Origin of the sequence: Streptomyces sp. NPDC088733, from assembly GCF_044751185.1 — a bacterium.
In the GTDB taxonomy this organism is placed as follows: domain Bacteria; phylum Actinomycetota; class Actinomycetes; order Streptomycetales; family Streptomycetaceae; genus Actinacidiphila.
The window spans coordinates 16,916-42,816 of the sequence record NZ_JBIVLH010000007.1 but is presented as its reverse complement, the minus strand read 5'-3'; the positions used below and the strand labels follow the sequence as shown (position 1 = coordinate 42,816).

Genomic DNA, 25,901 nt, shown 5'->3' with positions numbered 1-25,901 from the left:
GTTCGCTCCTGAGGGGAGGGTGCGCCGCAGCCGTCCCAAATAACGGGACGGTGGGCTCTTATGTGCTCCACGTTAACAGACCGCTGGGCCGTTAATAAAGTTCCGGCGGTCCGTTACGATGTAACGGTGGCCACACCGGCCGGAGGAAGCCCGAGGAGAGGGGGACCGGAACCGTGACGCAGACCGAGACCCAGGACCAGGACCAGGGCACCGCCGCGTTCCAGCGCGCCCGCCGCCCGGAGCAGCGCGAGCAGCGCCGCGAGGCGATCCTCGACGCCGCCGGGGCGCTGCTCCGCGAAATGCCCGCGTCCGAGGTCAGCCTGCGCGAACTCAGCCGCCGCGTCGGGCTCTCCAAGTCCAACGTTGTGCGCTACTTCGAGACCCGCGAGGCGGTCTTCCTCGAACTCCTCGACCGCTCCATCGGCGAGTGGCTCGACGCCCTGGAGGACGAACTGCCGCCCGTGCCGGGGCCGGACGGGCCGCCCGTCGCGTCCGGCGCGCTCGCCCGGGCCTGGGCCGGCTCGCTCGCCCGCCGGCCGCTGCTGTGCGAGCTGTGGAGCATCCTGGCCGCGGTCCTGGAGCGCAACGTCTCGGTCGAGTCCGTCCGCGCGTTCAAGCTCCGGGAGGCGGACCACCGCGCCCGGCTGGCCCGCATGGCGGGCGACCGGCTGCCCGGCCTGGACGAGCCCGCGGCGATGGAACTGACCCGGATCTCCGTCGTGCTGACCGCCGGGCTCTGGCCGTTCGCCAACCCCTCGGCCGCGGTCGTCGAGGCCACCGGGGACCCCTGCCTCGCCGAGGCCCGTGTCAACTTCGGCGAGTCACTCGGCACCATGCTGCACGCCGCCCTCAAGGGCCTCCTGTGCGGGCACGCGACGCCCTGAGGGCCCGGCCGCCGCGGGCTCGCGCAGCTTAGCCGGATTCGTCACCCTGGGTGGCGGCTTCGCCCCGGTTGCCCGGGCCGGCCTCCGCCGCCGTACCGTGGGCACATGGCCGTCCCTGACCTCATCCGCATCGTCTCCCGCTCCTCACCCATGGCCCTCGCCCAGGTCGAGCGGGTCCGCGCCGAACTGACCGCGCTCCATCCCGGCATCGCCATCGAGGTCGTGCCCGTGACGACCTCGGGCGACCGCTGGATGGGCGACCTCGGCCGGCTCGGCGGCAAGGGCGCGTTCACCAAGGAGGTCGACGCCGCGCTCCTGGAGGGCCGGGCCGATCTCGCCGTGCACTGCGTGAAGGACATCCCCGCCGACCGCCCGCTCCCGGCGGGCACCGTCTTCGCCGCGTTCCTCAAGCGCGACGACATCCGCGACGCCCTCGTGCACCCCGGCGGCCTCACCCTGGACGCGCTCCCCGACGGCACCCGGATCGGCACCTCGTCCGTCCGGCGCGTCGCGCAACTGGCGGCCTCGCACCCCCAGTTGACCTGCGTACCGCTGCGGGGCAACGCCAACCGCCGCCTGGAGAAGCTGGAGCAGGGCGACGCCGACGCGCTCCTGCTCGCCGTCGCCGGCCTCGAACGCATCGGCCGCACCGGCGCCATCACGGAGATCCTGCCCGTCGAGGCGATGATCCCGCCCATCGGCGCGGGCGTCCTGGCCCTTCAGTGCCGCGAGGACGACTCCGCCACCATCGACGCCGTCAGCGACCTCGGCGACCCCGACACCCACCGCGAGACCACCGCGGAACGCATGCTCCTCCACGTCCTCCAGGGCCACTGCAACAGCCCCATCGCCGGCTACGCCCGCGCGGAGCGCGACGGCCGCCTCTCCCTGCGCGCCCGCGTCTTCTCGCCCGACGGCAAGACCGTCCTGGACGCCCACGAATGGGCGGGCCCGCTGGACCCCGCCACACTGGGCACTTCGGTCGCGGTCGCCCTGCTGCGGCAGGGGGCGCGCGAAGTGATCGACAGCATCCCCCATTGAGAGGCTGACGTACCGTCAGGGAACGGCTACAGCGCCACCACCCGGGCGATCAGCCCGACGGCGATGAGGGCCGCCACGGCGAAGATCAGGAAGAGGGAGACGACCTCCCACGCCGTTCGCACCTCCGGCGGCTCGGTGTAGGAGATACCGGCCGTGGTGCTGCCCTCGCACGGGGGAGTGGGCGTGGGCGGCACGCCTTCACGGTGCGGCCGCAGTTGCGGGGCGAGCTTGGGGCCGTCGTTCGTGGTCGCCATGCCTATCACTCCCGATGTGCTCCCGGTGTGCGGATGACCGCGGCGTCCCGGGCCCGCCCGGGGACGGCGGCCCTGCCGCGCTCCCCCCTGTCCTTCGATGGTAGGCCGCGCGGCGGGACCGTGCCCGTCGCGGTGGCGATGACCTGCGGATTCCACTGGACGGCCGCCCCGTACGCCGCGGGCCCCCGTCCGCTGTCGAGGGGTCAACCCCGCGCGGAGAGCGGCCTGTCGGCGCGCGCCGCGTCCGGGCCCGGCTGCGGCACGGACGAGTCCTCACGCAACGGGCGTATTCCGCGCAGGCCGCTCCGAAAACCGGAAAACACGCGAGCCGGGCATCACGACAGTTGACGGAAGTCAACCTATGGGGCGCCTGAGGGACGTGTGGCGCGACAGAGTAATCTGCGCGCCAATGGCATCGGATAACGACAGCCTGGAGATCCAGTGACCCAATCCCCCCGATTCCGGCCGCGCCCCGGCGTGCTCATAGCGGCCGCAGCAACCAGCATCATCGGGCTCGGCCTCTGCGCCGCGCCCGCCTCGGCGCACACCCCCAACTGGGAGGTGAGCTGCTCCGAGGTGACGATCGTCGACCTCGAGGCCTACAACGGCCGCGTGGAGAACACGGTGACCATCACCGTGGACGGCAAGGACCTTCTGCCGACCGAGACCTTTGGCTCGTCGTTCAAGAAGGAGCACCTGACCCTGCCCCCGCACACCAGCGCGGTTCAGGTCAGCCTGGTCGTCAAGGCCGGCGACGGCCAGCAGTACTCGTTCAGCGACACGAAGACCGCTCCCGCCTGCGAGGGCACGCCCCCGCAGACTCCGGAGACCCCGTCGCAGAGCGCGACCCCGTCGGCCAGCCCGACCACGGAGTCGCCCGCGCCGAGCGCGACCCCGACCGTCGAGGCGAGCCAGAGTGCCTCTGAGGCGGCACCCTCCCCGGCCGGTGGCGAGTCCTCGCCCGCCGCCGATCTCGCCGAGACGGGTGCTTCCAGCTCCACCCCGCTCCTCGCCGGTGCCGCGGCTGTCGCGCTGCTCGCCGGTGGCGGTCTGCTCTTCGCGAACCGCAAGCGTCGCGCCGCCCGTCACTGACGAGCCCCGCACGACACCTCGTTCATAGGCCCGGGTGCCGGCTCCTCCGCACGGAGGACCGGCACCCGGTTGCTGTTCCGGCCGCCCCGACCCGTCCCGGAAGGACCGAAGGACACCGTGACCACCCCGACCCAGTCCGCCCCCGCCTCAGGAACGGCACTCGACGAACACGCCGACACCGTCACGCCGTCCTCGTGGGCGGTGCTGCTGTGGAACGACCCGGTCAACCTCATGGGATACGTGGTCCGTGTCCTCGTCCGCGTCCTGTCGGTCAGCGAGGACGAGGCGCGCCGGCTCATGCTGCTCGCCCACGCCGAGGGCCGGACGGCCGTCTTCAACGGCGACCGCGACGCGTGCGAGGTCGTCGCCGCACGCCTGATGGCGGCGAGCCTGTGGGCGACGGTGCGGCATGGCTGACTCCGTCTTCACCTGCGACGGCGACACGATCCTCGTCGCCCTGCGGCAGCCGCTGCCGCGCACCCTTCTCCGGCTGGCCGACCGCGTCGCCGCCGCGCCGAGCCCCGTGCAGGGGCCGGACCACCTCGTCGAACTCACCCAGGACGCGGCCGACGACCCGCTGCGGCGCTGGGAGGCCGACGCCGCCGCCGAGTCGCTGCGCGGCCGGGTGGCCGACCGCGTCGCGGACTCCGACTGCTCCGTCACGGACGTCCTCGCGGCATCGGGCCCCGTGGTCCACGCCCGGCTCGACGACGAGGCGGCGGACCTGTGGCTGGAATGGCTCAACCGCCTCTACGTCGCCGTGCGGGCGGCCGAACTCGACGGCATCGCGGTCGGCGACGGCCAGCCACTCGACGTCCCGGGCAGCTACCTGCGCGAGCCCGACGTCGTCGCACCGCCCGGCTTCGGCCCTGAGGGACTGCTCGTCGGATCGCTGATGGCGCAGTTCATGGACGCCCTCGACGAACGCGACACGGGACGCCCGTAATTGGACGCGGCCACCGGGAGGCGGCGGTAAATCCTTGGCCCACCGGTGCGCTCCCGTGCCACAGTGAGCGCACCGAGGGGCGTAGCTCAGCCCGGCCAGAGCAGCGGACTCCAAACCCGCACGCCGCAGGTTCGAATCCTGCCGCCCCTGCAGAAGCGGCGCACCGCATGCCCTCTGCGGCGCCGGAACCGCCGGGAGCCCCGTCGGCGTCCGAGCGGGCACCACCACGGGCAAGACCTGACTGACGTCCCGAAGCGAACGCTCGCCCCATCCCTCGGTCTCCTGCACCGTCGACCTGTCGGATCTGCTGCTGCCCGGAGCTCCCGGAGCCAAGACCCTGACCAGCATGTTCACCGGCGTCGTTGACGCGCACCGCGCGAGGCGGCACTGATGGACACCACCACGTGCACCCCACGAGCCGGAACAGAACGGGCTCATGGACGGGCCCACGGTGAGCGCGGCGGGATCGCGGTGTTCCCCGCCGGTGCACCGTCGCGTTGCCGGCCATCACAGGCCTGGTCCTGGGCGGCGGAGGCAAACTGTCCGCGACGGAGCGAGCCGATGCCCTCGCGCTGGAGGCCGCCCGCGCCGGCGGGCAGGCCCTCGACCCGGCCGCGGCGATCACCGGCATGGCGATCCGCGTCGACCCAGTAGCCGCCCGGGCCGCCGCAGCAGCCTGGACCACCAGATGCTTGCCGCGATACGACGCGAACCAGACGGCACATTAGGGGCATTCTAGCCAGCACGACCCAAGGGGCTCCTGCCGCCGTCGATCAACGGTGGCAGGAGCCCCTTCGTGTTCTCGCGGAGGCGTCAGCCGACGCCTCCCGGTTCCCTGCGCCGGGCCCAACGGCTTGCGTCAGCGCGGAGGGCCTCGCAGCGTCCGGCGATGAGCCCCGCAGACCACTGAGCGCCAGGACCGCCATCATCACCGCGGCCCCCGCCGCCACACCGAAACCGCCGTGGGCACCGCCCGCGTCCACCACCCGTCCCGCGACCGCCGCGGCTCCCGCTACTCCCGCCGCGCTTGCGGAGTTGCCCCAAGTGAATGCCTGGGTGAGAACGGCACGGGGGACCGACGACTCGGTGAGAACGGAGGTGAGAATCAGGAGGACCGGCACGGCGAGCCCGGTCAGGGCGAGGGTGGCGCCAACGGCCAGGGGGGCGTCGAGGAACGCCAACGGGAGGCTCGCGAGGGTGAGGCAGGCGGCGGCTGCGGCTTGGTGGTGTGGGAGAGAGCCGCCGCGACGCCGTGCTCCGTAGGCCCAACCGCCGACCAGGTTGGTGCAGTTGGAGGCGCAATACAGCAGCGCTGCCTCGTCCGGTGTGCCGCGTCCGACGGCATACGCGGCAACGGACACCTGCGTCGCGCCGAAGAACACCCCGAGCGCGAGGCCGAGCGCGACCTGACGCAGGAATGCGGAGCGGAGCAGGGCGCGTCCGGCGTGTCGGCGTTCGGCGTGGTCGCTGAGGGGCGGCGTGGTGCGGCGCTGGACGGCGAGGACGAACCCGCCGCCGACGACGAGAGCGGCGGCCAGCAGTACCCCGGCACCCGGGTGGCCCGCCGCACCGAGGACGCTCACCAGGGCCGGTCCCGCCAGGTAGGACACTCCGTTGGCGAGGGCTTCCAGTGCGAAGGCGGTGGGCAGCGCGGCAGCCCGTTCACCGGACAGAAGGGCGGACCAGCGGGCGGCGGACAGGGCACCGAGCTGAGGCAGCGTCGCCCCGACGAGCACTCCGGCGACGACATTCGGAACGGCGCCGGCGAGCAGCAGTGCCACGGCCCCGGCATGGGCGCCCAGGGCGCCGAGAAGTACCCGGCTCTGCCCGAACCGGTCGACGAGGCGTCCGATTTGAGGACCGGCGACAGCGTCCGCGACAGCGAAGCCGCCAGTGACGAGACCGGCTGCGGCATACGACCCGGTGCGTGCGTGCACCAGCCAGACGATGCCGATCCCCGTCATGGCGATGCCCAAGCGTCCGACAGCGGCCGGAAGGAAGAAGGCCGCGGCACCCGGAGTGCGCAGCAGAGTACGGTAGTTCGCCGACGCCGAAGGCACGACGCATCCCTTTCGCCGCCCGGCGGGACGCGCCACACGGGGTCGTCGGCGTCCGGATGTGCCGACCCGTGGCTGCGCCTGAAGCCGTCCAGTGTGGCGCGGAGCGGGGACGCGCACCCCACGCCGACTCCGTCACCGGGCAGAAGTCATGCGGTAGTTGATGACTTCCTGGAGCGTAGAGGAACAGCGCCCGGAAACGAACAGCGGAGCCGTGGTTCCTCTGAACAGCGCGATCGTCGCTGCGGGGCGTATGCGGGGCTCGAGGCCGGCCATTCTTACAGCAAGGCCTCGTACTGCCTGGGCGGGCGGTCCGCCGAAGTCCTCTACCGCGACTGGATGGCCATCGAGCACACCGCCGGCAGCGTCTCAGGCGTCCGCAGAGCCATCGCTCGGGTTCAGCAGGTCACCAGGGCCTACGACGTCTCGATGGACGCGCGCACCGAGTACGCCATCACCGAAGTCCTCCAATCGCAGGCCCTGGCGTCCGCCGGCGGACCGGGCCTGCGAGGCCAGCAACGCGGTTACCGGACCGCGACGGGGATGCACGGTCCGGCAACCACTGATGCGCTGCAGGTTCCAGTGGCGTCCTTGGCCATCAACATCGCAGGCAACCGCGTCGCGCACCCGCTCAGTTCGTCATATGTGGGTGAAGATCTTCTCGGCGTCGAAGCGCGAGACCGGCTGGCGGGAGACGCGCGTCTCGTCCGGGTACCCGAGCACGACGAGCAGCGTCGTGGTGAAGTCGGTGTCGGTGAGGCCGAACGCTTCGTTGATCGTCGCGCGGTCGAACCCTTCCAGCGGGGTGGCGGCGACTCCGAGAGAAGCGGCGGCCATCATGGTCGCGCCGACCACGAGGTACGTGTTCTTCTCCAACCAATGGAGCACGTCGCCGCCATAGTTTTCCGATTGGATCTCCACGAAGTCGGACGCTCCGGTCTCCCATCCCTTCTGGATCTCCGGGTCCGGGAAGCGACCGTCCGCGCGCTCCTTCGCGAAGATCTCCTGCAAGTGCTCGTCGGGAATGGTCTTGCGGGTCGTGAATACGATCGCGTGCGACGCGTTCCGCACCTTCTCCGCGTTGTCCGCGAAGCGGCCGACGAGAGCGTCCGCAAGCTTGTCCTTACCGGCCTGCGTCTCCAGCACATGGAAGTGGTTCGGCTGGATGTTGACCGTCGTCGGCGAGGTGCGTAGGTAGCGCAGCAGGAGCTGGAAGGTCTCTTCCGGGATCTTCTTGTTCGGGTCGAAGTAGCGGGTGAGGTGCTTGGTGATCAGGTTTTCGAGATCCATGATCGGCTTTCGTTTCGTTGTCGGGAAGATGGGATGGGGTCAGGAGTCGGTTCCGGGGCCCTGGAGTCACGTCGGTGCGTGGTGAACGTCGCTCTCATTGGGGTGACCTGCGTGCCGGTCGACGCGGTCGCGACATCGCTGGTTACGCGCCGGCACCGGGGATGTCGACGACGGTGTCGTTGACGTTGTTGAGGTAGTTCGTGAGCAGCGTGACGACCACGACGGTGACGATCGCCTGGATCTCGGGGTCCGAGTACCCGGCCTCGCGGACCGCGGCGATGGCCTCGTCACCCACCTGACCGCGGGTCTCGATCACCTGCTGGGAGAAGTGAGCGACGGCGGCGCGCTTGGGATCGGTGGAGCCGCCAGTACGGGCCAGTTCGATCTCCTCGGTGGACATGCCTCCGAAGTTCGCGGAGGTGTATCCGTGCAGCGCAGAGCAGTAGTCGCAGTTGTTGGAGTGCGACGTGGCCAGCGCGATCGTGTGGCGGGTCTTCGCGTCGAGGAGCTTCGCGATGCCGCCCTGCAGGCCCATCACGATCTCGAGGACGCTGGGGTTGGCAGCGAGCATGGTGAACATGCCCGGAGCGAAGCCGAACTGCTCGGCGATGGCGTCGAGCGTGCCCTGCGTCTTGGCGTCGACGTCGGTGAGCTCGGGCGTGGTGAGACGAGACATGGTGGTGGCCCTCCGGGCGGTATCAGTCTGGGCTGCTCAGCCCAGTCACAGTGAACGCGACCCAGAATGGGCTGTCAAGCCCAATCCGTGCCCGTTGGGTCGCTGAGCCCAATCCGTGGGTAGGGTGGTGTCATGCAGATGGACGATGGATCGCGTGATGTTCGGGGGCGCACAGGCAAGGGGCTGGCGACGCGAGGTCGCATCCTCGAGCACGCTGCGGACTTGATCTACACGCGGGGGGTCCACGCGACGAACAACGAGCTGGTGCGAAGAGCAGCGGGGGTCAGCGGCTCGCAGCTGAGCCACTACTTCCCGAACAAGGAGAGCCTGGTGCGCGCCGTCATCGACTGGCAGGCCGACAGCGTGCTCGGCTTCCACCGAAGCGAACGGTTCGCCGGCTTCGATACGATCGAGGCGTACCAGGAGTGGGCGGAGTTCTACGTCGTCTCCGGTCGCCCGTTCGAGAACGGCTGCAGCCTCGGATCCCTCGCGAGCGAGATCGTCAAGACCGATCTGGATGTCCGCGACGACCTCATTCGTGTCTTCGCCGAATGGCGGGACATCTTCCGAGCGGGGCTCGAGCGGATGCAACATGAAGGACGACTCGACGCGTCGGCGGATCCGGAGCGACTCGCTCACATGTTGATCGCCGCCTACCAGGGAGGCAGCCTCCTCGCGCAGATCGCCCGCGACGTAGCGCCATTGCGTGACGCGCTGTATGCCGCGGTCGAGCAGCTTCGCGCTTACACAACGTCAGACCAAGTCGTGTGAACCTGACACGAAGCCCGGGCCTCGTGTTCTGGAGTGTGAACGTCTCGTGACGAGGTCGGTAAGGCCGCGGCGTCGGTAGACGCTGACGCAGTCGGGCGGCAGCGTAGCGGGCCTGACGACCCTGACGGTGCTCTTGTGCACGTTGTGGGAGGGCGAGGACAGGGTGATGAAGACGGGCAGGTCCTCGGGAAGGAGGCCGCGGGCGCGCGCGGCCAGGACATGCTCCAGGGCGGGACTTGCGAGAGCGGCCACCGTGCCCTCCGAATCCACGCCTAGCCGGACCCGCCGGGTGTGCCAGGTCCACAGGTCCACAGGTCCATCCTCCCGACCGCGGGCCGGGTCAGGCGCCGGGTGGCCGGGCCCTCCCTCTCCCGCACCGGTGCATCGCCCTCCGCGCGCACGGGCGCAGGCACATCGATCCAGGCTCGATTCCTCGGGAACCGACGCGGCGCGGGAGCGACATCCGAACGCTTCCGTGTGTCGTAACCTCTCCTCGTGGGCGTATCGGGCCGTAGCTGACTGCGCTCAACTGGTGCCGGCCCGGGAGTGCGCCCCGCTGGCAGTGCTGACCGACACCTCTGCCCAGACAGACTTTCCGTCAGAGTGGTAGCGGGTGCCCCATCGATCGGCGAGACTCGCGACGATGAAGAGGCCCCGCCCGGTTTCATCGACAGCACGGGCATGCTTGACGTAGGGAGAAGTTCGCGCACCGTCGCGGACCTCATAAGTAAGGGTCTGGTCCAGGATCACGCGGAGTCTCAGCGGGGGGCTTCCGTAGCGGATGGCGTTGCCAACGAATTCGCTGACGATGAGTTCGCCGGTGTAGATGATTTCCGCGTCGCAGCCCCATACTTCCAGCTGACGACGAGCCGCCCTGCGAGCGATCGACGCCGCCTCAGGACCGTCCGGCAGAATAAGCGTGAGCGCCTGGTCCGCGGGCAGTGCCTTGGTGCGGGCAATCAGCATCGCGGTCTCTGCTGGAAGTGGGCCATCTCCCAGCTCTTGAACGAGAGCGTCCGACAAAGCCATGAGTGACCAAGCACCGCCCGCTTCCAGCAGCGGGCGCAGAAATCCGGCCGACGCTTCGGCGGTCGTACTCATCACGATCGTGCTTCCCACAGGCAATGTGAACGTCGCAGCGGGAAATGGTGCAGTGTCGCATGCTGCAAGCTGAGGTCCGGACTGCGATAGGAGCCTGGTTGAGGTGCCGTCGGGAAAGATCGCGAAAGATTCAGGAAGTCCAGCGCACGCGGTGGTGCAGATGCGGTCTACAGGGTTATAGACGGAGATGGCGCAGCTGGCGGTGAGAGGTTCGCGATGCAGCGGATCCACAGGCGGCAATGCGGCGCGCGCATTGACGAGACGCGCCGTTGTCTCGCTCAACCGGGCGAGCAGCTCGTCGGGCTCCAGGTCAAAAGAGGCAAGCGTATGGATGGCTGTTCGTAAAAGCCCCATGGTGATGGCCGCGGGGATCCCTTTGCCAACTACGTCCCCGACAATCAGTGCCGTGCGCGCTCCGGGGAGCGCGATTGCGTCAGACCATGTGCCGCCACCTTCTTCGCCAGGGACGCACAGATGACGGACCTCCAGAGTGGCCTGTGTATCGGGCTGTGGTGGGAGAATCCTGCTCTGAATGGTAGAAGCGATGATCCATTCGTGCATATACCTGCGAGCGTTGTCGATACACAGTGCGGCATGTGCGGCGATCGCGGACGCCGTGTCGAGGTCGCCTCCATCAAAGGGTGCTTCCCCCTCGTGGCGGAAGAAGCTGACCACCCCAAGCAGTTCACCGCGTACCGTCAATGGGGCCACGATCAGAGAGTGAGCATCAGATCGCCGGACCTCATCAGCATGCTCCGGCTCCCTCCACGCACATGCTTCCTCGACAGACATCAGGTGGGCCCGAGGGACAGACAGGATGCGCGCAGTGGGAGTGCCGGCATCTAGCGAGTGAACTGTTCCACTTGCCGGAATTCGGCCCCGAATGGCCGCTTCGCGCAGCGAAACGACCCTCTTGACAGGCGTCCGCGGGGGGCTCTGTCCGCGAACAACCTCTTCGACCACCTCAACAACTGCAGTCCCGGCGAAGGCGGGTACCAGGGCCTCGACCAACTCCCAGCAGTCGTCCATGACACTCAGACGATGCCCTACATTCGCGCGAATCTGCTCCAGAAGCGCTCGGTGTTCCTTGGCTCTCTCGCGCTCAGTCACGTCAAGCGTGCAGGCAACGAGCCCCTGTACGTTTGCGTTCGAGTCTTCCAGGCGGAAGTACGAAACTGCGTAGATGCCGTAATCAGGCCGGCCTGATGGGCGCTTCCGGCGGACGAGCCGGTTCACCGCCGCGTCCCCGCTTTCGAGGACCGATCGCGCAACAGCGGTTTCCTCCTCGACGTTCCTGAATGCCCAGGATTCGGGGAAAGAGCCGCCCAGCAAGCTTTCCGCGGACGTGTCGCTTGACGCCTCGGGGACTGCGCTGGTCCGGACGATGCGCAACTGCTCGTCGAGAACATACAGCGTCACCGGCAAATGATCGAACACGGCCGCCAAGATCGCCGTATCCCGGGTTGCCGACGGCTCAATCGCGAGAACTCGCCACACGACAGCAGTAGCCTGCACAACAGGCTTCACTACGACCGCGGCCGCCTTCGCTCCCTCTCCGTCCCGCCCTCTTGCGTCAGTGGAGATCTCGTGCAAGAGAGCAGTCACGGACCGTCCGATGGTTTCAGCGGCAGAGAGTCCAAACAGCTCCTCAGCTGCACGTTCCCACGCAATCACCCGGCCCGCCTCATCGACGAGGGCGAGCACCTCACCGCTGGGCATGTGAGCACCTCCGGCCTATACCTTTCCGCATCACAAACGCCGCAGCCGCACCAGCGGATGGCTTCACCTCTCGGCTCTGACCGCTAAAGCCGCCGCTATCGATCATTGCCGCTACAGAGGGCTCTGGTTCGATGCCGCGCTGTAGTGTCCGTCCGCGACCGGCACGGTCCGCGGGCGTCGTATTCCTTACCGGCCAGCCGTGAAGGTTGGAGGCATCGATAAGTTCGACCTCGCCCGGTACGAGCCGACGCATTCTGACGTTAGAGTGCAGCCGACCGGACCTTGGGCAAGGCCAGCCGCGGCGTCGCGCACAGTTGCATTTTCCCTCCGCGACCCGCTTTAACACCCCGGCCATGGGCCGATTGGCCCCGATTGCTACACCGGCAATGACATCGATGAGTAACAGGACAGTCACAGTCCGGCTCACTTCAGCGAGAGCCTGGTAGTGATCTGCAGGCTTTCGCTACTGCAGGCCAGCGTGAGGTTGACGATCTCGGCCGCGGGCGTCAACGAGCAGGACGGTGCGGTGGGGTGAATGAGGGCGTCCTCACTGCTAGGTGCGGCGCATGGGCGCGGACAACCCCGCGGTCATCCGTCGGTCTCCTGATCGCGTTGATAGGCGGCGAGAAGAAAGAGCCAGATCTCGCCGATGGTGGGAAAGGCGGCGGTCGCGTGTCGGAGTCGTTTGAGCGGGATCTCACCTGCAACCGCAATGGTTGTCGAGTGCAGGAGCTCACTGACGCCTGGGCCGACAAAGGTCGCTCCGAGGAGGACTTCGCGGTCGACGTCGACAACCGGCCTGGCGTGCCCCTGGTAACCGTCGGCGTAGAGCCTGGCGCCCTGGGCGATGCTGAAGCCGAGGTCGACAGTCCCTGATGCGGCAGTCGGAGCACTCCGCCTGCTCGGCGCTCAGGCCCACTGCGGCCGCCTCGGGGTCGCTGAAGAACACCTGGGGTACAGCCTGCTCGTCGGCGGTGGTGGCGTGATCGCCCCAGGGCGTGTCGTCCAGCGGGCAACCGGTGGCGCGGGCACCGATGGCGTCGCCGGCGGTCCGGGCTTGGTATTTGCCCTGATGAGTGAGCAGGGCACGATGGTTGACGTCACCAAGGGCGTACAGCCATTCGCCCTCGACCAGGCAGGTGGTGTCCACATCGAGCCAGGACCCGGGGATGAGGCCGACCGTGTCCAAACCGATGTCGTCGGTGGCGGGCGTACGTCCGGTGGCGCACAGCACCTCGTCGGCCTCCAGCTCGCCGCCGCTGTCCAGGGTGAGGGTGACCGGCCCTTCCGGGTCGGGGCGGCGCAGGGCGGTCACCTGGACGCCGGTCCGGACATCCGCGCCCGCGTCTCTCAAGCCCTGAGCGACCAGTTCGCCGGCGAAGGGTTCCATGCGCGGGATCAAGCGGTGCCGGGCGAGCAGCGTGACCTGAGAGCCGAGGCCCTGCCAGAGGGTAGCCATCTCGATACCGACTCCGCCGCCGCCGCCGATGATGGCGAGGCGAGTAGGCACGTTGCTCGATTGGGTGCCCTGCGGTTCGTCCAGGGACGGGCCTCGGCGATGCCGAGGATGTCGGGCATCGCCGGCCGACTGCCCGTGGCGATGGCCACCGCGTGCCGGGCCGCGAGTGTCAGCCGGGAGCCGTCGTCGCGGGTGACGCTGACTCGACGGGACCCGTCGAGACGGCCGTGGCCACGGAAGAGGTCGGCTCCAATGGACTCGAGGAACGACGCCTGTCTGGTGTCGTCCCAGTCGGAGACCGAGCGATTGCGACGGGCGAAGACGCCACCGGCGTCGACGCGACCGGTGACGGCCTCTCGGGCACCGTCCACACGCCGGGCGTCAGCGATCGCGATGACCGGCCGCAGCAGCGCCTTACTGGACACGCACGCCCAGTACGCGCAGTCGCCGCCGACCCAGTTCCCGCTCCACCACCGCTACGGAGAGACCGGCCGCACTGGCGCGGTCAGCGACGTTCACACCGGTCGGCCCTGCGCCCAGCACGACCACGTCGTAACGCGCGACTCCTTGGGTACCGCGCGGTTCGCTCATGTCTGCCTCTCATTCCTGGGAAGGTCTGACGACGGGCGAGGCGGTGGTGATACCGCGCGGCGAGTCCGGCCTGGCCGGGCGGTCGGTTCGGCCTGGCCGTCATGGGTGAAGAGCGGCCATTCGGTGGCGTTGGGGTACCCGACGCTCCTCGGACACACGTCACTTTCGCCCCCGGGATCCCGGCGGCATCACGAGGGAGTCACCCCAGGGGCGGATAGTCGCCGGCGGCACGCAGGGCTGTGGCGTCGTCCGGATCGGCTTTCAGGATCAGGACGGGACGTCCCGGCATGTCGGTCATGAGCATGAAGACCTTGCCGCCCACCTTGTGGAGCTCCCAGTCGGGGTCCAAGCGATGCTCCTGGTCGGTGCCGGGCAGTTCCGCGGTGACATCGCGCGCGATCTTCTGCAGTTGCTGACCGTCCAAGGTGATCAACTCCTCTGCCGGGTTCGCGTGCACGGCGTCTGTCGGTTCGGGGTCCTTGCGCCGGTCGACGGCCGATGGCCGTGGCGCGGATCGGAGGGGGACGCCCACTGCCTACAGGAGGATGCGGATGACGGTCTTCCCGAGGCGTCGCGCGGTCGGGTTCAGGGTGCCGATGGCATCGTCGAGGCTCGCGATGTCACCAATGTTGGTCCGCAGCCGTCCGTTTTGCACCCGCTGCACGATCCCACCGAGTCCGAGGCGGTCGGCCTCGACGACGAAGTCCATGGCCAGGCCGTCGGCGGGCCGTGCCTCGACCGCGCCGACGACGGACACCAGCGCTCCTCCGGCCCTGATAGGCCCGCGAAGGCCAGCACGAAGGTCACCCGCCGAGCCGTGGAAACGCTACGGTCCGCAGCTCCCTTGCGTATGCCGGCGCCAAGGTCGTGATGCGAACTCGTCATGATGTCGGTCGTGCCGTCAGGCGACGCGGACGACGGTTTTGCCGATCCGGGTACTACGCAGGCTCGCAACAGCCTGGGGGACGGCACGGAAATCGTGCACGCTGCCAAGCGGTGTGGTGATGAGACCGTGTTCGGCAAGGTCGCAGAGAGTGTCGTATGCCTCGGCGTCTTCCCGCGCGTCGAACCCTCCCGCGTACACGCCGGAGACCGAGTAGTTTCGCATCACCAGGTCCATCGGGTCGACAGTCAGCCAAGATCCCGCGGCATAGCCGAGGAGGGCTACCCTTCCACCGCGTGCGACTGCTTTGAGAGCCTGGGTGCCTGGTTCCGCGCCCACGCTGTCACAGAACACGTCGACACCGCGGCCGCCGGTGAGTTCACGTGCAGCCTCGGCCACATCAGTGGCAAAAGGATCAATGGTGTGGTCGGCACCGATCTGGGCGCAGAAGTCTCGCTGCTCCTGGGTCCGGGCCACCGCAATAACGGTGGCGCCGAGGGCCTTGCCGAGCTGGACAAGCGCGGTGCCGGAGCTACCGGAGGCCCCGTTGATCAGTACTGTCTGTCCCTCGGTCACGGGCACCCGCTGGACCAACACGGCAAAGGCGCTACGGAAGGCGAGCATGAATCCCGCTGCCTGCTCGTCACTGAACACCCGCGGCACTCGTCGCGTCTTGTTCTCACGTACGTACGTGTACTGCGCGCATCCCCCGATGCCCTCGGTGAAGGGCGTGAGGCCCATGACCCGATCTCCTGCGGTGAAGGCGGAGCCGCGTGGTGCTTCGACGACCACGCCGACCGCTTCTTGTCCCGGGGCCGGCAGGGCATCCATGCCGGGGTAGGCGCCCTCCAGCATCAGCAGGTCGGGCAGGCCCAGGCCGGCTGCATGTACTTTGACCAGGAGACGCCCCTCCTCCGGGGCGCCGTAGGTGCGCTCGATGAGTTCCAATACCTGGTCGGGCGCGCCCAATGACCGCGCCTGCCATGCTTCAGCTGTCAACATCGCCCGGGGGCCTCTTCTCGTAGTGGGGTGGCTGCCGCCGTACCGGCGGGAATGAATGCCGGACCGGTGGGTGTGGACGCAACGTCCGGGGCTGACTCCGAGCCGTGTCGGGGCACGCTCGTGCAGCGGTCTCCCTCCCTTCAGCGGGTCTGGTGGATGACTTGGATCTCGGTGAAGCCTTCCAGCGCCCAACGGCCGGGGCTCGGCGATGCATTCGAGGAACGATGCGCGGTTGCGTGTGATGCCCGGAGTCTGAACGACGAAGTCCTAGGCGAGGAACTCGCGGAAGCGCGGCGCGTCGCAGCCTAGATCAAGAGGACCAAAAGGTCCAGTCTGGGCCTGGCTGGTAGCTCCCCGCCGTGCCCGAAAAGGGGGGCACCCCTCCGGATCCCGCACAGGTCGGCGCGCGACCCGCTCTGTGGCAGATAGGGTTGATAGGTCTATAGGGGTCTTAACGCTCGACCGCGGTCAGGGAGCGGCAGATGCACGCCTCGGACGAACTCCTGCAGCGGGACACCCCGCCGGCCTTTAGACACTGAACCGTATCGTCCGCTGTTTCAACGCCGCCATGGCCACGAGCCCGCGCCGGCAACCGTGTTGACGCGCACCAACGAGTTGCTCACCACGATGGACGCACCATGCTGTACGTCGATCCGCGCGACAATCGGGTCATCGGCACCAGCGCCGGCCACGTCCCCCTGCTCCACGCACGCGACGACGGGCTCGACGTCCAGGCGACAGCGGATCTCACTCGACCCCGTCGTCGCCGTGCACCACCCGGACTGCGTGGCCGTCCCGGTCGGCGGGTGGCGGGTCCTGTCCCGGTGAATCGGCGGGCTATCACGCTGATCATGGCCCAGCAGATCATGGTTTCGGCGTGCGCGGGACGTGGTCGTAGTCGCGTGCCTGGCGTCGGTGGGCGGCGAGCCAGGCGAACGTTCGCTCGACGGCCCACCGCTTGGGCTGGACCAGCCCTCGTTCTCCAACGCCTACTGGGACAACAAGGCACCCGGTATCTATGTGGACGTCGTGTCCGGGGAGCCGCTCTTCGCCTCAGTCGACAAGTACGACAGCAGTACTGGCCGGCCCAGCCTACGGGCGTCGAATATCGTCTTGTACAGCGTGTCGCGGTTCGTCTTCAGCTCGCTGGCCAGCGTTTCCAAGGGGACCCCGTTGGTGACGGCGGTGAAGACCCGCCGCTGGCGGGGGGTCAGTGCTGTCTCGACTGCATTGCGCGTGGCTTCGACCAGCTCTCTCGCCTGCGAGTGACCTGCTGGGTCGATACCGGAACGGTCCGGCACTTGCGCCAATTCATCAATGTCGAGTTGGGTGTTTGAAACACGCCGGAAGTGGCGGTCCAAGACGTTGGAAACTTCGAGCACAACGAATCGGAATGCCCATGTGGCGAACTTGGCGTCGCCTCGAAATTGCTGAATCTTTTTCGTAATTCTCATCAGTGCGTCGGCTGCCGCCTGGTAGGCGAGATCGTTCAGCTCGGGCCCGCCAATTCGGTATCGGGGCCCCCGGCGGAACATTTCGTTCATGGCGATGCCCACCAGCAGTTCGTGGAGCCGTGCGCAGGCCTGTTCGTACTGCGGCTCGCTACCGGCCTCGAGCGCTTGCACCAATGTGGCGGATTCCGGGTCGAGTTGCTCTCTACTCATGGCGAGTCCTGCTGCCGGTGCGCTACCGCCGGCGCCTTGTGAGTCCGGAGCAGGGTGTCCTGCTGGCGAGCTCGCACGATGGTGGGCTCGGCCGCCGCCATCCAATCGACGGCACCGGCAACGTCCGCCGACGCTTGGAGGGCCCTGAGCATCCGATCGAAGGTGCCGTCGGCCGCCCAGCGGCGGAACTACGTGTGCAAGGTGGTCCAGGCCCCGTATCGCCCGGGTGCTTCCCGCCAGCCGGGCCCGATGCGGAACTTCCACACGATCCCGTTCCAGACCATCCCGTCGTCCAGCCGCTTCCGCCGCGACGCATCATCGAGCAGCAGCGGCCGCACGAACTCCGGCTCGGCATCGGACAGTTTATGGCGACACATGGCTCAACCCTGATCTACGAGACGTGATCGTTCGACGACGCGCTCCAACTGGACTGGCGGTCACTCCAGAGCCCCTCGGGCGTCTGGTACCACGTGGACGGCTGCCTCCTCGGCGGAGGCGGCGCCGTCGTCGATGCCCACATCCCGCGCCCAGTAGTCGTCGCCGTCGTATCCCGCAGCGAGAACGTCCGTGTCCCAACCGAGGAGGCGCCCCGCACGCTCGTCGCCGACCTGGTCGTCGATGAGCTCTCCATCCGTGCCGATTGTGTCGCCCAGCCCGTCGCCTTCGTCCGATGCGCTGACTTCCGGCACCTCGCGCCTCAGTCGATGCTCCAGGTCCTCGTGGGAGGCGGCCTCCCGCGCGGTGACGCCCCAGTCGTTGACAGCGAGGGGTGTCTCGGCGGGTGAAAAGCCCCTGTCGAAGACGTCCTCGCCCAGCTCGTCCTCGTCGTACTCCTCCTGGGAGCGCAACGGGTTGGAGTCCGTGAGGTCTTCGTAGGGTGGGGGGTTGTCTGGTGACGCCATTATGGCCTCCATGTCGTCGGAGCCCGGTGACGGGCTCGGTGCTTGCGCCTCGGTGACGGCGCAGCGGAAGTAGGGCAATCCAAGCGGCCCGGTATCGACGCGGCGTCTATCCGGCGTGGTCACCCGGGTGATGAGTCGGCCGCCCTTCTGATGCCGACCCCTGCTCGGCCGACCGACGGGGCGCGTCCTCGGGAGCCGCGAGCCAGAGCGCCACGTGTGGCCTTCAGTCACACTGCAAGAGGAAAGGCGGCGATGTCGGGGCTGCCACGGATCAGGTCGTGGCACAGGCCGGCGGATCGATCGGCGGCCAAGCGCGCGAAGATCTGCCGAGTGATCTTCCTGTCCGGCACGGTGCCCGAGTCTCTGCGGCCGGTAGGTCTCTCGGCGACGAGGACGGCATCGGTGTCGACTGCGGTGTTGCGACCACAGTCGAGGTCGGTGGCGAGTTGGTGGGAGGAAGCAGCGGTGTCCCCGGGGCGAGGTGGCCGGTGCGACGGCTTTGACGTGGGGCCCGGCGCGCCGGGCCCCACGGGGGCTGGACGTGTTGGCCCGACCCCCGGGGTCCCGTCCCCGTCAGCCGGGCACGATGTTGTGGTTGACCCGGAACATGTTGGTCGGGTCGTATGCCTTCTTCGCGGCGGTCAGACGCCGGTACCGTTCGGCGCCGTAGACCTGGCTCAACCGCTCGGGGTCGGTGGCCTCCTCGACGGAGAGAAAGTTGACCACCCTGCGACCGTCCGCCCAGGGCTCCATCGCCTTCATGATCTCCTCGAGTGCGCCGCCGAGGAACCCGGCCTGCTCCGGGGAGCCCACGCCGAAGCCGAAGAGGACGAAGGGAAGCCCTCGACTGGAGACCGCGTTGGGCACCGCGGGCTCACGGTCGAGCGCACCGCCCAGCATCCGGATCTCGACGCTCACCAGCGGGGAGTCCGACCCGGGACCGAGCAGTTCGATCAGCTTGTCGGCCGCCTCAGCGGGAAACGCGCGCAGCATCGTGGTGCGGTCGTAGTAGGGCATCGGCGCCGGAGGGTCCATGTGGATGGCGCCCATGGCGGTGTAGGGCATCTCACCAACGGCGTCGACGAGCGCCGGGGCGGCCGCGCGCAGCGGGGTGATCAACCGCTCGCCCTCGGCCATCGGACCGAGGAAGGCGAACCGCACGTGCACCACGAACGCCCCCCGCAGCGGCTCGGGCAACTCGGGCAGCGGGGGCAGCCGTTGCACGGCCAGCGAGGAGGACATCTCCTCCGGCATGTCCGACTGCCAGCTGCGCCAGGCGTGCAGCACATCGGCGAGGTGTTCGCCGGGGAAGTAAATGCCGCCGCCGTAGAAACGGGTCAGCGGGAACAGGTCGAACTCCAGCGCGGTGACCACGCCGAAATTGCCCTTGCCTCCGAGCAGGGCCCACCAGAGCTCGGGGTCGCTCTCGGCCGTGACGTGTCGCAACTCCGCGTCGGCGGTCACCACCTCCAGCGAGCGGACATGGTCGGCCGCGTATCCCAGGCTCCGGCCAAAGACCGGACTGAGTCCGCCTCCCAGGGTGTAGCCCGCCACGCCCACCAGCGGAGCCGACCCACTCACCGGGGCGAGGCCGACGGCGGCCGCCCGGTCGATGACCTCCTGCCAGATCACCCCGGCTTCGACCCGTGCGCTTCGCCTGTCGGCATCGACGCAGATGCCCTTCATACGCCGGGTGGAGATCAGAACCCCGCCCCGGGCGGGATCGACCTGCTGGTGCCCCGTGGTCTTCACCGTTACGGGCCGGCCCTGACAGGCCGCGAAAGAGATCGCCGCCTGCACATCGGCCGCGTCGGCCGCACCGACCGCGAGCGCCGGTTCAAGGGAGAGGTTTAGGTTGTATATCTGACATTCGGTGTCGTAACCCTCGTCGCCGGGCAGCAGAACCGGGCCACTCACCAGCGATGCAAGTTCGGCAGCCTCCGCAGCCGACACGGGTATGAACGGATCGTCAAAAGTCATGAGTTCCTCGTGAAATATGCCGCGGGATGGGTGGGCGGTCGCCCGTGAGTGATCCCGCGTATGCAAGTAGGTGCCGCAGTGGTGCTGGTAGGGCCGTGTACCCGATCGGCAGGCAATGGGCCCATTTGTGATATCTGTAATCTGATCTAAGAATCTCCCTGGGGTGCCATGAGGCAGGCCGATCGACATCAAGGCGTCCTGCAATCCCGGGACGGGGCACCTGGCCAGCGTTCGTCGCGGCGGTCACATCAACGGCGAAAACGTCGCTCCGAGGTCCTACCCTTGGCGTGGGTGTCGTTCTGGGTGCTGGCCTCTGAGTGCTATCTCAACCTGCACTGTCGCCGAAGCGTTCGGTACGTATGCGCTCAGGTGCGTGTCCCAGGAGCACCAGGTAGGCGGCCGTCTTCTCGACGAACCCGGCGGGCCCGCACACGTAGCAGGTCGGTTCGAAGTCCGGGGGCCAGCCGCCGCGGGCCAAGTCCTCGGGGGTGATGCGTCCCGGCGGGCGTGGTGAGTCGTTCGGGGCCTCTCTGCTGTATAGGTACGTCGTGTCCAACCCCGGCGCCCCTTGGTTCAGCTCCGAGCGGTACAGCAGGTCGGACGGAGTCCGCACTGCGTAGAGCAACCGGAAGGGGGTCCGGCTGGCGGCGGCCTCCCGTGCGCGGACCATGCACATGAGAGGCACGAGTCCTGATCCGCCCGCCACCAGCAGAACTGGTTCCGTCTGCTGCAGCCTCCAGATGAACCAGCCGCCGACAGGCCCGCGCAGTTCGAGTCGATCCCCGGGCACGAGCTCGTCCACGAGGTAGGGCGACACCTCACCGCCGGGTGTGCGTTGGACCGTCAGATCGAGGGTCAGGCCGTTGGGGGCAGAGGCGATCGAGTAGCTTCGCTGAGTGCTGTAGCCGTCCTCCGCCGTCAGTCTGACGTCCACATGCTGGCCGGCCAGGTGCCCGGGCCAGCCCGGCACGTCCAATGTCAGAGTGACGGCCGTCGCCGACTCCACGCGTCGACTTGTCACCTCGGCGATCCGCCACCGGAGCCGGTCGCCTAGTCTCCCTGGTACCGCTGCTCTCGCCATGGGTCTCCGTAGTTGTGATAGCCGGCCCTCTCCCAGAAGCCGGGCAGGTCGCTTCGCCGCAGCTGCATCTCGTGGACCCACTTCGCGGACTTCCACAGGTACAGGTGCGGCACCAACAGCCGGGCAGGGCCGCCGTGTTCGGCGGTCAGGTCTTTGCCCCCGCAGCCGTAGACGATCCAGGCCCTGCCGTCGACCAGGTCGGCGAGGGGGATGTTCGTGGTGTAGCCGCCGTACGACGTGACGAGGACGTGCTCGGCGGCCGTCTCCACGTCCGCGAGCAGTACGTCCAGCGACACGCCCCGCCATTCGGTGCCGAACTTCGACCACTTCGTCACGCAGTGCAGATCGACGGTCGGGGACTCTGCCGGGAGTGCCATCAGACCTGCCCAGTCCCACACGTGCTCCTTGTCGACCTCCGTGGTCACGGACAGTTTCCAGTCGTCCCGCCGGATGCGGGGCGTCGGCCCGGCAGACAGCACCGGGAATCCAGTCGTCTCGTACTGCCCGGGCGGCAGCTTCGTGCCGGGCGACGGCCTTCGCCCATGGAAGCCACGCGAGATCAACGCCATGTTCCTCGCCATCCCTAGTCGTCCAGTGGTGCCCTGCTGGCCCCATCGGAAGTGAGCGCAGGCCCGCCCTACTACTCCTCGTGCGTATGCAGCCTGATCGACGCCCTCCGACCGACCTGCCCGGGGTATGCGCCCCGGGCGGGGCGCACGGATCCCACGGCCGACGGCGGGGCCTCGTCGCCCCATACGTCTTCCACCAGTCTCGAAAGGCTCACAGGCTTGCCGGCGTGAACAACAGCGCAGCAGGCACGGCCCACTGGCTCGGCTGACCGGCTCCGGCCCCTACTCCATCTTTCTGCAGCCGGACCGGGCCGAGCACGAGAGCTCGACGCCTGCATCCATGTTGCCTACCGCCTTGGAGATCCTTGAGGCTTCGCTGCTTGACCGTCCGCGGGGGACTGCCTTCCTCAAAGATACAGCACGTCGGACCGATTTTCGGGACCAGATCGTCCATTATTGGAGTAGCGGATCACGCGTCTCTGCAGGTGGACGCTTCCTTACTGGCGGCCGCGATCCCCGGTTGCGGACGAAGGCGTCTCCGTTCCCCACACAACGCACCGGCCACGTGATCACCCGGGTACTGACCGGGCGCCGCCCGATCGCGACCTCACGCCCTTTCGCCCCGAGCTGCCTCTGCCTGGCTGGAGGGCAGTGCGTTCGGTCGACCTTGAGACCGCCACGAAACCGCCCGCGGGCTGGCACCAGGCCTTGGCGGTGCTGCCTCGCCCTGGACTGCTCAGCGTCCTCCGGCGCTGCCCTTGGTCGGCACGGCACTGGACTTGATATGGCTGATCGCCATGTCCAGGGCGATCCGCATGGGCTTGGCGTCCTGGGTCGTCTGCGCGAGGAGGTAGCCACCTTGGAGTGCGGCCATGAGGCCGGTGGCGAGCTCTCCGGCGTCCGCGTCGGCGCGGAGGACTCCCGACCTCTTTCATTCGCTCCAGGCCGGCGTGGAGGAGTCCCTCCCAGGCGCCGAAGTGTCCAGCGAGCGCCTCGCGTGCCTCTTCGTCCCGGTCGGCCAATTCGCTCGCCAGGGAGCCGAGCGGGCAGCCGTGGGCGCCGTGGCGGAGGCTGGTGTTCTCGATCACTGCGTCCCGCCAGTGCTCCAGCCCCCGCAGGGAATTGAGCCGCGGCAGCAGCTGGTGCTGACGTTCGAGTACTGACGTAGCCTGCAGCGCGATCACATCCCGCGCGAGTGCGTCCTTGTCGGGGTAATGCCGGTAGAGCTGGGACTTGCTGGTTCCACTGGCGGTTCTGATGTCGTCAAGCGTTGTGGCCGCAACGCCCTTGACGTACATCACGTCGGCAGCGGGCCCCACAATGCGCTCTCGCGTCGCCCGGCCGCGCTTGGTCAGTCGGGAGTCGCGTCGGCGGGGTCATGGGGATCGGGGGGCATTGCGCGCAGAGCAGTACGGGGAGCGTGTCGACGCCTTGGCGCAGGTCGGTGCCGGCTTCCTTTCCGGAGGAGGCGGGGTCGCCTGATATGTCGAGGAGATCGTCGGCAAGTTGGAAGACGCGACCGAGGGTTTCACCGAAAGTGTCGAACGCCTCGACGATGTCGGGTTGGGCGCCTGCGGCCATGGCGCCCGTGCGGCCTGCGAGGGCTATGAGGGAGCCGGTTTTGTCATCGACCACCTTCAGGTAGTGGGTGAGGAGGTCTTCTCCTGGGCGGGGCCCTTGGACTTCGAGGGCTTGTCCTTGTACGAGGCGGCTGAGTGCCGATCGTTGGGCGCGGATGACCTCCGCACCCAGCTGCGCGGTCAGTTGCGCGGCGCGCGCGAGGAGGAAGTCGCCGGAACGTACGGCGATCCGGTTTCCCCATGGGGCGTTGACGGTGGGGACGCCACGCCTGACGTGGGTTTGGCCCATGACGTCGTCGTGGTGGAGTGATGCCAGGTGGATGAACTCGACGACTGCGGCGGCTTTGATGACGGCGGGTGCGTCGCACTGGCGCCAGACCGGTGAGAAGCCAAGTGGCGTCATGGTGCGGACCCCTGATCAGATCGGAGCCTTCCTCGATGCTGCCGAGGAGTCCCGGCTTTACGCGTTCTTCCACCTCATCGCTTTCCGGGGACTGCGCCGAGGGGAGGGTCTGGGTCAGGACTGGCGAAACGTCGACCTTGACGGCGGGCACATCACCATCGCCAAGGAGATCATCGTCGACAGTCGGTCAGTCTTCGAGGACGAGCCGAAGACCGACGGCAGCGCGGCGACGATCGCCTTGGACTCCTTGACGGTGGACGTCTTGCGTGAGCATCGGGCGCGACAACTCGCCGAGCGCGAGGTGTGGAATGCAGAGGCCGCTCGGGCTCGAGCGGCCGACCGGGAGGTGACGGACTGGCCGGTGACAGACAAGGTGTTCGTCGAACCGGACGGAACCTGGCTGCACCCCGAGCGGGTGTCACGCGAGTTCCGACGGATCTGTCGACGTGCGGATCTGCCGCCGATCAACTTGCGGGATTTGCGGCACTGTGCTGCCACTCTCATTCACGCGGGAGGGGGGTGACCTCCATGCCATCAAGGAGACGTTGCGACACTCGACCATTCAACTCGCCTTCGAGACGTACACCTCACTGCTTCAGGACGTGGACCGGACCATCGGAGAAAGAGCTGCTGCTCATCCTGCCGCCCCTGCAAGAAGCGGCGCACCGCATGCCCTCCGCACCAGGCCGCGCCGCTACGTTGTGGACCAGGTCCCGCTTGCCACCTCCGAGCGGTGACGACCGCTCCTCGCCAGGACGGGCGCGTAGATTCCCGCCATGACCGGTGACTGGCGAATGGACCGAATCGGGGCTGCGCTGAGGGGTGGGAACCCGACTGTGCTGCGTCGACTGACGGCGGGGTTCGCGGTGATCGGAGATGTGCAGTTCCTGCCCGGCTACTCGGTTCTGCTGGTGGACGAGCCAGAGGTGCAGCGGCTCTCGGACTTGCCGAGGGCGAAGCGGCTGTCGTTCCTGTCGGACATGGACCAGCTCGGCGAGGCGGTCGAGCGTGCCTGTCGGCGGTTGGACCCGGCCTTCCGGCGGATCAACCTGGAGATCCTGGGAAACACGGACCCGTTCCTGCACGCGCATGTCTGGCCGCGGTTCGAGTGGGAGCCGGCAGATGCAGCGGGCGCCCCGGTGTGGCTCTATCCGCGAGAGCGGTGGAGTGACGAGCAGTTCAGGCTCGGTCCGCAGCACGACGTACTGCGGGATGCGATCAGCGGCGAACTGGACCGGCTGCGCTCGGTGGCCTGACCACGACAGCGGCCCCCCACCCGGCACGGATGGCAGGCCGCTCGCTCAGCCGCCCGGTCAGGCGGGCGGCTCGGTCCGCTCGAATGGGGCTGCGGAGGCGGCGGCCCGAAAATCGGGTTCAGTCGACCCAGGTGACGATGGCGAGGCCTCGTTGGGCGGCGGTGTTGTAGAAGCTCCGCAGCGCGGTGAAATGCTGGACCAGGTAGTCGTGAGGGTGTCCGTTGAATCCCTCGAATCCGCAGGCTTGGGCCGCTTCCGCGCTGTTCGAGGGAAGCAGGCTCAGAGCCTGGTCCAGGTCGATGGCGTTGAGGGTGTCGGCGATTTGGGCAACTTCCGTGTGCGTGAGCAGTGCGGGTGGGGCATCGAATCCGTCATAGACCTCGGGATGGTCGAGACATGCCACGTCACTGCTGTTGTCCCCGGAGATGCTTCGGTCGAGCGCGTCGAGGTGCTCCTTGTCGACGTGAGCCCACCGGAAGAAGCTGATCAGACCCCAGATCGCCCAGTCCAGGTCAAGGGTGTCGTCCCGCGGCGGGTCCCATTGAGGATCATTGTCGGGAGAGGCTGCCGCGTTCTGCCGGCATTGCTCCAGGTAGCGGGGGGTGACTCGTGCGAGCTGCTGCGTCAACGCCATGCGGTGCAGTATCGCGAACGCCGCTCGGGGTGAGGGAAGCCCCCTGGGCACATGGGCGACTGCACC

General features: G+C 68.2%; 25 protein-coding genes, 1 tRNA gene and 4 pseudogenes. 12 read left to right on the top strand and 18 right to left on the bottom strand.

Annotated features, from left to right (window positions below; genetic code table 11):
- The first annotated feature begins 173 nt into the window (after positions 1-173).
- Positions 174-884, top strand: a complete 711-nt coding sequence (locus tag ACIP64_RS14700) for a TetR family transcriptional regulator (RefSeq protein ID WP_401585754.1) — start codon at positions 174-176, stop codon at positions 882-884.
- A gap of 105 nt (positions 885-989) precedes the next feature.
- The gene (gene hemC, locus ACIP64_RS14695; protein ID WP_401585752.1) at positions 990-1,925 is read left to right on the top strand and encodes a hydroxymethylbilane synthase; all 936 of its coding nucleotides are present in this window, start codon (positions 990-992) and stop codon (positions 1,923-1,925) included.
- A gap of 26 nt (positions 1,926-1,951) precedes the next feature.
- On the opposite strand, the gene ACIP64_RS14690 is transcribed toward hemC, so the two are convergent.
- Entirely contained in the window at positions 1,952-2,179 is a 228-nt protein-coding gene (locus tag ACIP64_RS14690; RefSeq protein WP_360908556.1) for a DUF6480 family protein, read from the bottom strand.
- A 441-nt stretch (positions 2,180-2,620) separates the two neighbouring features.
- Between ACIP64_RS14690 and ACIP64_RS14685 the strand changes: the two genes are divergently transcribed.
- From ACIP64_RS14685 to ACIP64_RS14660, 6 genes and pseudogenes are all read left to right on the top strand, one after another.
- Positions 2,621-3,271: an LAETG motif-containing sortase-dependent surface protein gene (locus ACIP64_RS14685; RefSeq protein WP_401585748.1), complete on the top strand. Its 651-nt coding sequence runs from the start codon at positions 2,621-2,623 to the stop codon at positions 3,269-3,271.
- A 117-nt stretch (positions 3,272-3,388) separates the two neighbouring features.
- On the top strand, positions 3,389-3,688 hold the full coding sequence (locus tag ACIP64_RS14680; protein WP_401585746.1) for an ATP-dependent Clp protease adaptor ClpS: 300 nt from the start codon (positions 3,389-3,391) through the stop codon (positions 3,686-3,688).
- Positions 3,681-4,217, top strand: coding sequence for a hypothetical protein (locus ACIP64_RS14675; RefSeq protein WP_401585744.1), 537 nt, complete (start codon positions 3,681-3,683; stop codon positions 4,215-4,217). The genes ACIP64_RS14680 and ACIP64_RS14675 overlap by 8 nt, the downstream gene beginning before the upstream one ends.
- A gap of 75 nt (positions 4,218-4,292) precedes the next feature.
- Positions 4,293-4,367 (top strand) — tRNA-Trp (locus ACIP64_RS14670).
- A gap of 124 nt (positions 4,368-4,491) precedes the next feature.
- Positions 4,492-4,608 (top strand): annotated as a pseudogene (locus ACIP64_RS14665) (pilus assembly protein); the annotation flags it as partial.
- Between the two features lie 106 nt (positions 4,609-4,714).
- Positions 4,715-4,945 carry a hypothetical protein gene (locus ACIP64_RS14660; RefSeq protein WP_401585741.1) on the top strand — a complete coding sequence of 77 codons (231 nt, stop codon included), beginning with the start codon at positions 4,715-4,717 and terminating at the stop codon, positions 4,943-4,945.
- A gap of 45 nt (positions 4,946-4,990) precedes the next feature.
- On the opposite strand, the gene ACIP64_RS14655 is transcribed toward ACIP64_RS14660, so the two are convergent.
- From ACIP64_RS14655 to ACIP64_RS14645, 3 genes are all read right to left on the bottom strand, one after another.
- A complete protein-coding gene (locus tag ACIP64_RS14655; protein WP_401585738.1) occupies positions 4,991-6,277 on the bottom strand; it encodes an MFS transporter in 1,287 nt (428 codons plus the stop codon).
- Positions 6,278-6,913: 636 nt separating this feature from the next.
- On the bottom strand, positions 6,914-7,564 hold the full coding sequence (locus tag ACIP64_RS14650; protein ID WP_401585735.1) for a nitroreductase family protein: 651 nt from the start codon (positions 7,562-7,564) through the stop codon (positions 6,914-6,916).
- Positions 7,565-7,706: 142 nt separating this feature from the next.
- Entirely contained in the window at positions 7,707-8,240 is a 534-nt protein-coding gene (locus ACIP64_RS14645) for a carboxymuconolactone decarboxylase family protein (protein WP_401585733.1), read from the bottom strand.
- Positions 8,241-8,372: 132 nt separating this feature from the next.
- Between ACIP64_RS14645 and ACIP64_RS14640 the strand changes: the two genes are divergently transcribed.
- On the top strand, positions 8,373-9,011 hold the full coding sequence (locus ACIP64_RS14640) for a TetR/AcrR family transcriptional regulator (RefSeq protein ID WP_401585731.1): 639 nt from the start codon (positions 8,373-8,375) through the stop codon (positions 9,009-9,011).
- A gap of 525 nt (positions 9,012-9,536) precedes the next feature.
- Here ACIP64_RS14640 and ACIP64_RS14635 read toward each other — a convergent pair.
- The 5 genes and pseudogenes from ACIP64_RS14635 to ACIP64_RS14615 form a co-directional block, all read right to left on the bottom strand.
- A complete protein-coding gene (locus ACIP64_RS14635) occupies positions 9,537-11,831 on the bottom strand; it encodes a SpoIIE family protein phosphatase (protein WP_401585728.1) in 2,295 nt (764 codons plus the stop codon).
- Between the two features lie 588 nt (positions 11,832-12,419).
- A pseudogene (locus tag ACIP64_RS14630) lies at positions 12,420-13,881 on the bottom strand (dihydrolipoyl dehydrogenase family protein).
- Between the two features lie 199 nt (positions 13,882-14,080).
- A complete protein-coding gene (locus ACIP64_RS14625) occupies positions 14,081-14,338 on the bottom strand; it encodes an MmcQ/YjbR family DNA-binding protein (RefSeq protein ID WP_401585726.1) in 258 nt (85 codons plus the stop codon).
- A 78-nt stretch (positions 14,339-14,416) separates the two neighbouring features.
- Positions 14,417-14,638 carry a hypothetical protein gene (locus ACIP64_RS14620; protein WP_401585723.1) on the bottom strand — a complete coding sequence of 74 codons (222 nt, stop codon included), beginning with the start codon at positions 14,636-14,638 and terminating at the stop codon, positions 14,417-14,419.
- Positions 14,639-14,782: 144 nt separating this feature from the next.
- Complete coding sequence (locus ACIP64_RS14615) at positions 14,783-15,766, bottom strand: zinc-binding alcohol dehydrogenase family protein (protein ID WP_401585721.1); 984 nt, start codon at positions 15,764-15,766, stop codon at positions 14,783-14,785.
- A 987-nt stretch (positions 15,767-16,753) separates the two neighbouring features.
- Between ACIP64_RS14615 and ACIP64_RS14610 the strand changes: the two are divergent.
- Positions 16,754-16,858: pseudogene (locus ACIP64_RS14610) on the top strand (peptide-methionine (R)-S-oxide reductase); the annotation flags it as partial.
- Positions 16,859-17,618: 760 nt separating this feature from the next.
- On the opposite strand, the gene ACIP64_RS14605 reads toward ACIP64_RS14610, so the two are convergent.
- The 8 genes and pseudogenes from ACIP64_RS14605 to ACIP64_RS14570 all read right to left on the bottom strand — a co-directional run bounded on the left by ACIP64_RS14605 (position 17,619) and on the right by ACIP64_RS14570 (position 23,945).
- The gene (locus tag ACIP64_RS14605) at positions 17,619-17,807 is read right to left on the bottom strand and encodes a transposase (RefSeq protein ID WP_401585718.1); all 189 of its coding nucleotides are present in this window, start codon (positions 17,805-17,807) and stop codon (positions 17,619-17,621) included.
- A gap of 60 nt (positions 17,808-17,867) precedes the next feature.
- Positions 17,868-18,332 carry a DUF5709 domain-containing protein gene (locus ACIP64_RS14600; RefSeq protein WP_401585716.1) on the bottom strand — a complete coding sequence of 155 codons (465 nt, stop codon included), beginning with the start codon at positions 18,330-18,332 and terminating at the stop codon, positions 17,868-17,870.
- Between the two features lie 573 nt (positions 18,333-18,905).
- Positions 18,906-20,249 (bottom strand): FAD-binding oxidoreductase, encoded by a 1,344-nt coding sequence (locus ACIP64_RS14595; protein WP_401585713.1) that lies wholly within the window; start codon positions 20,247-20,249, stop codon positions 18,906-18,908.
- A gap of 388 nt (positions 20,250-20,637) precedes the next feature.
- Positions 20,638-21,393 (bottom strand): ferredoxin reductase, encoded by a 756-nt coding sequence (locus tag ACIP64_RS14590; protein WP_401585710.1) that lies wholly within the window; start codon positions 21,391-21,393, stop codon positions 20,638-20,640.
- Positions 21,363-21,962, bottom strand: coding sequence for a molybdopterin-dependent oxidoreductase (locus ACIP64_RS14585; RefSeq protein WP_401585708.1), 600 nt, complete (start codon positions 21,960-21,962; stop codon positions 21,363-21,365). Before ACIP64_RS14585 ends, ACIP64_RS14590 begins: the two co-directional genes overlap by 31 nt.
- Before the next feature lie 736 nt (positions 21,963-22,698).
- Positions 22,699-22,836: a hypothetical protein gene (locus ACIP64_RS14580; RefSeq protein ID WP_401586533.1), complete on the bottom strand. Its 138-nt coding sequence runs from the start codon at positions 22,834-22,836 to the stop codon at positions 22,699-22,701.
- Positions 22,837-22,957: 121 nt separating this feature from the next.
- Positions 22,958-23,260 (bottom strand): annotated as a pseudogene (locus ACIP64_RS14575) (TetR/AcrR family transcriptional regulator); the annotation flags it as partial.
- Entirely contained in the window at positions 23,226-23,945 is a 720-nt protein-coding gene (locus ACIP64_RS14570; RefSeq protein WP_401585705.1) for a polyprenyl synthetase family protein, read from the bottom strand. The pseudogene ACIP64_RS14575 and the gene ACIP64_RS14570, both read right to left, overlap by 35 nt.
- Here ACIP64_RS14570 and ACIP64_RS14565 point away from each other — a divergent pair.
- Both ACIP64_RS14565 and ACIP64_RS14560 read left to right on the top strand, forming a co-directional pair.
- On the top strand, positions 23,863-24,468 hold the full coding sequence (locus ACIP64_RS14565) for a tyrosine-type recombinase/integrase (protein WP_401585703.1): 606 nt from the start codon (positions 23,863-23,865) through the stop codon (positions 24,466-24,468). The two genes, ACIP64_RS14570 and ACIP64_RS14565, sit on opposite strands and share 83 nt — an antisense overlap.
- 253 nt (positions 24,469-24,721) lie before the next feature.
- Positions 24,722-25,201 (top strand): HIT family protein, encoded by a 480-nt coding sequence (locus ACIP64_RS14560; RefSeq protein ID WP_401585701.1) that lies wholly within the window; start codon positions 24,722-24,724, stop codon positions 25,199-25,201.
- A gap of 118 nt (positions 25,202-25,319) precedes the next feature.
- On the opposite strand, the gene ACIP64_RS14555 is transcribed toward ACIP64_RS14560, so the two are convergent.
- Positions 25,320-25,835 carry a DUF1877 family protein gene (locus ACIP64_RS14555; RefSeq protein WP_401585698.1) on the bottom strand — a complete coding sequence of 172 codons (516 nt, stop codon included), beginning with the start codon at positions 25,833-25,835 and terminating at the stop codon, positions 25,320-25,322.
- Positions 25,836-25,901 lie beyond the last annotated feature (66 nt).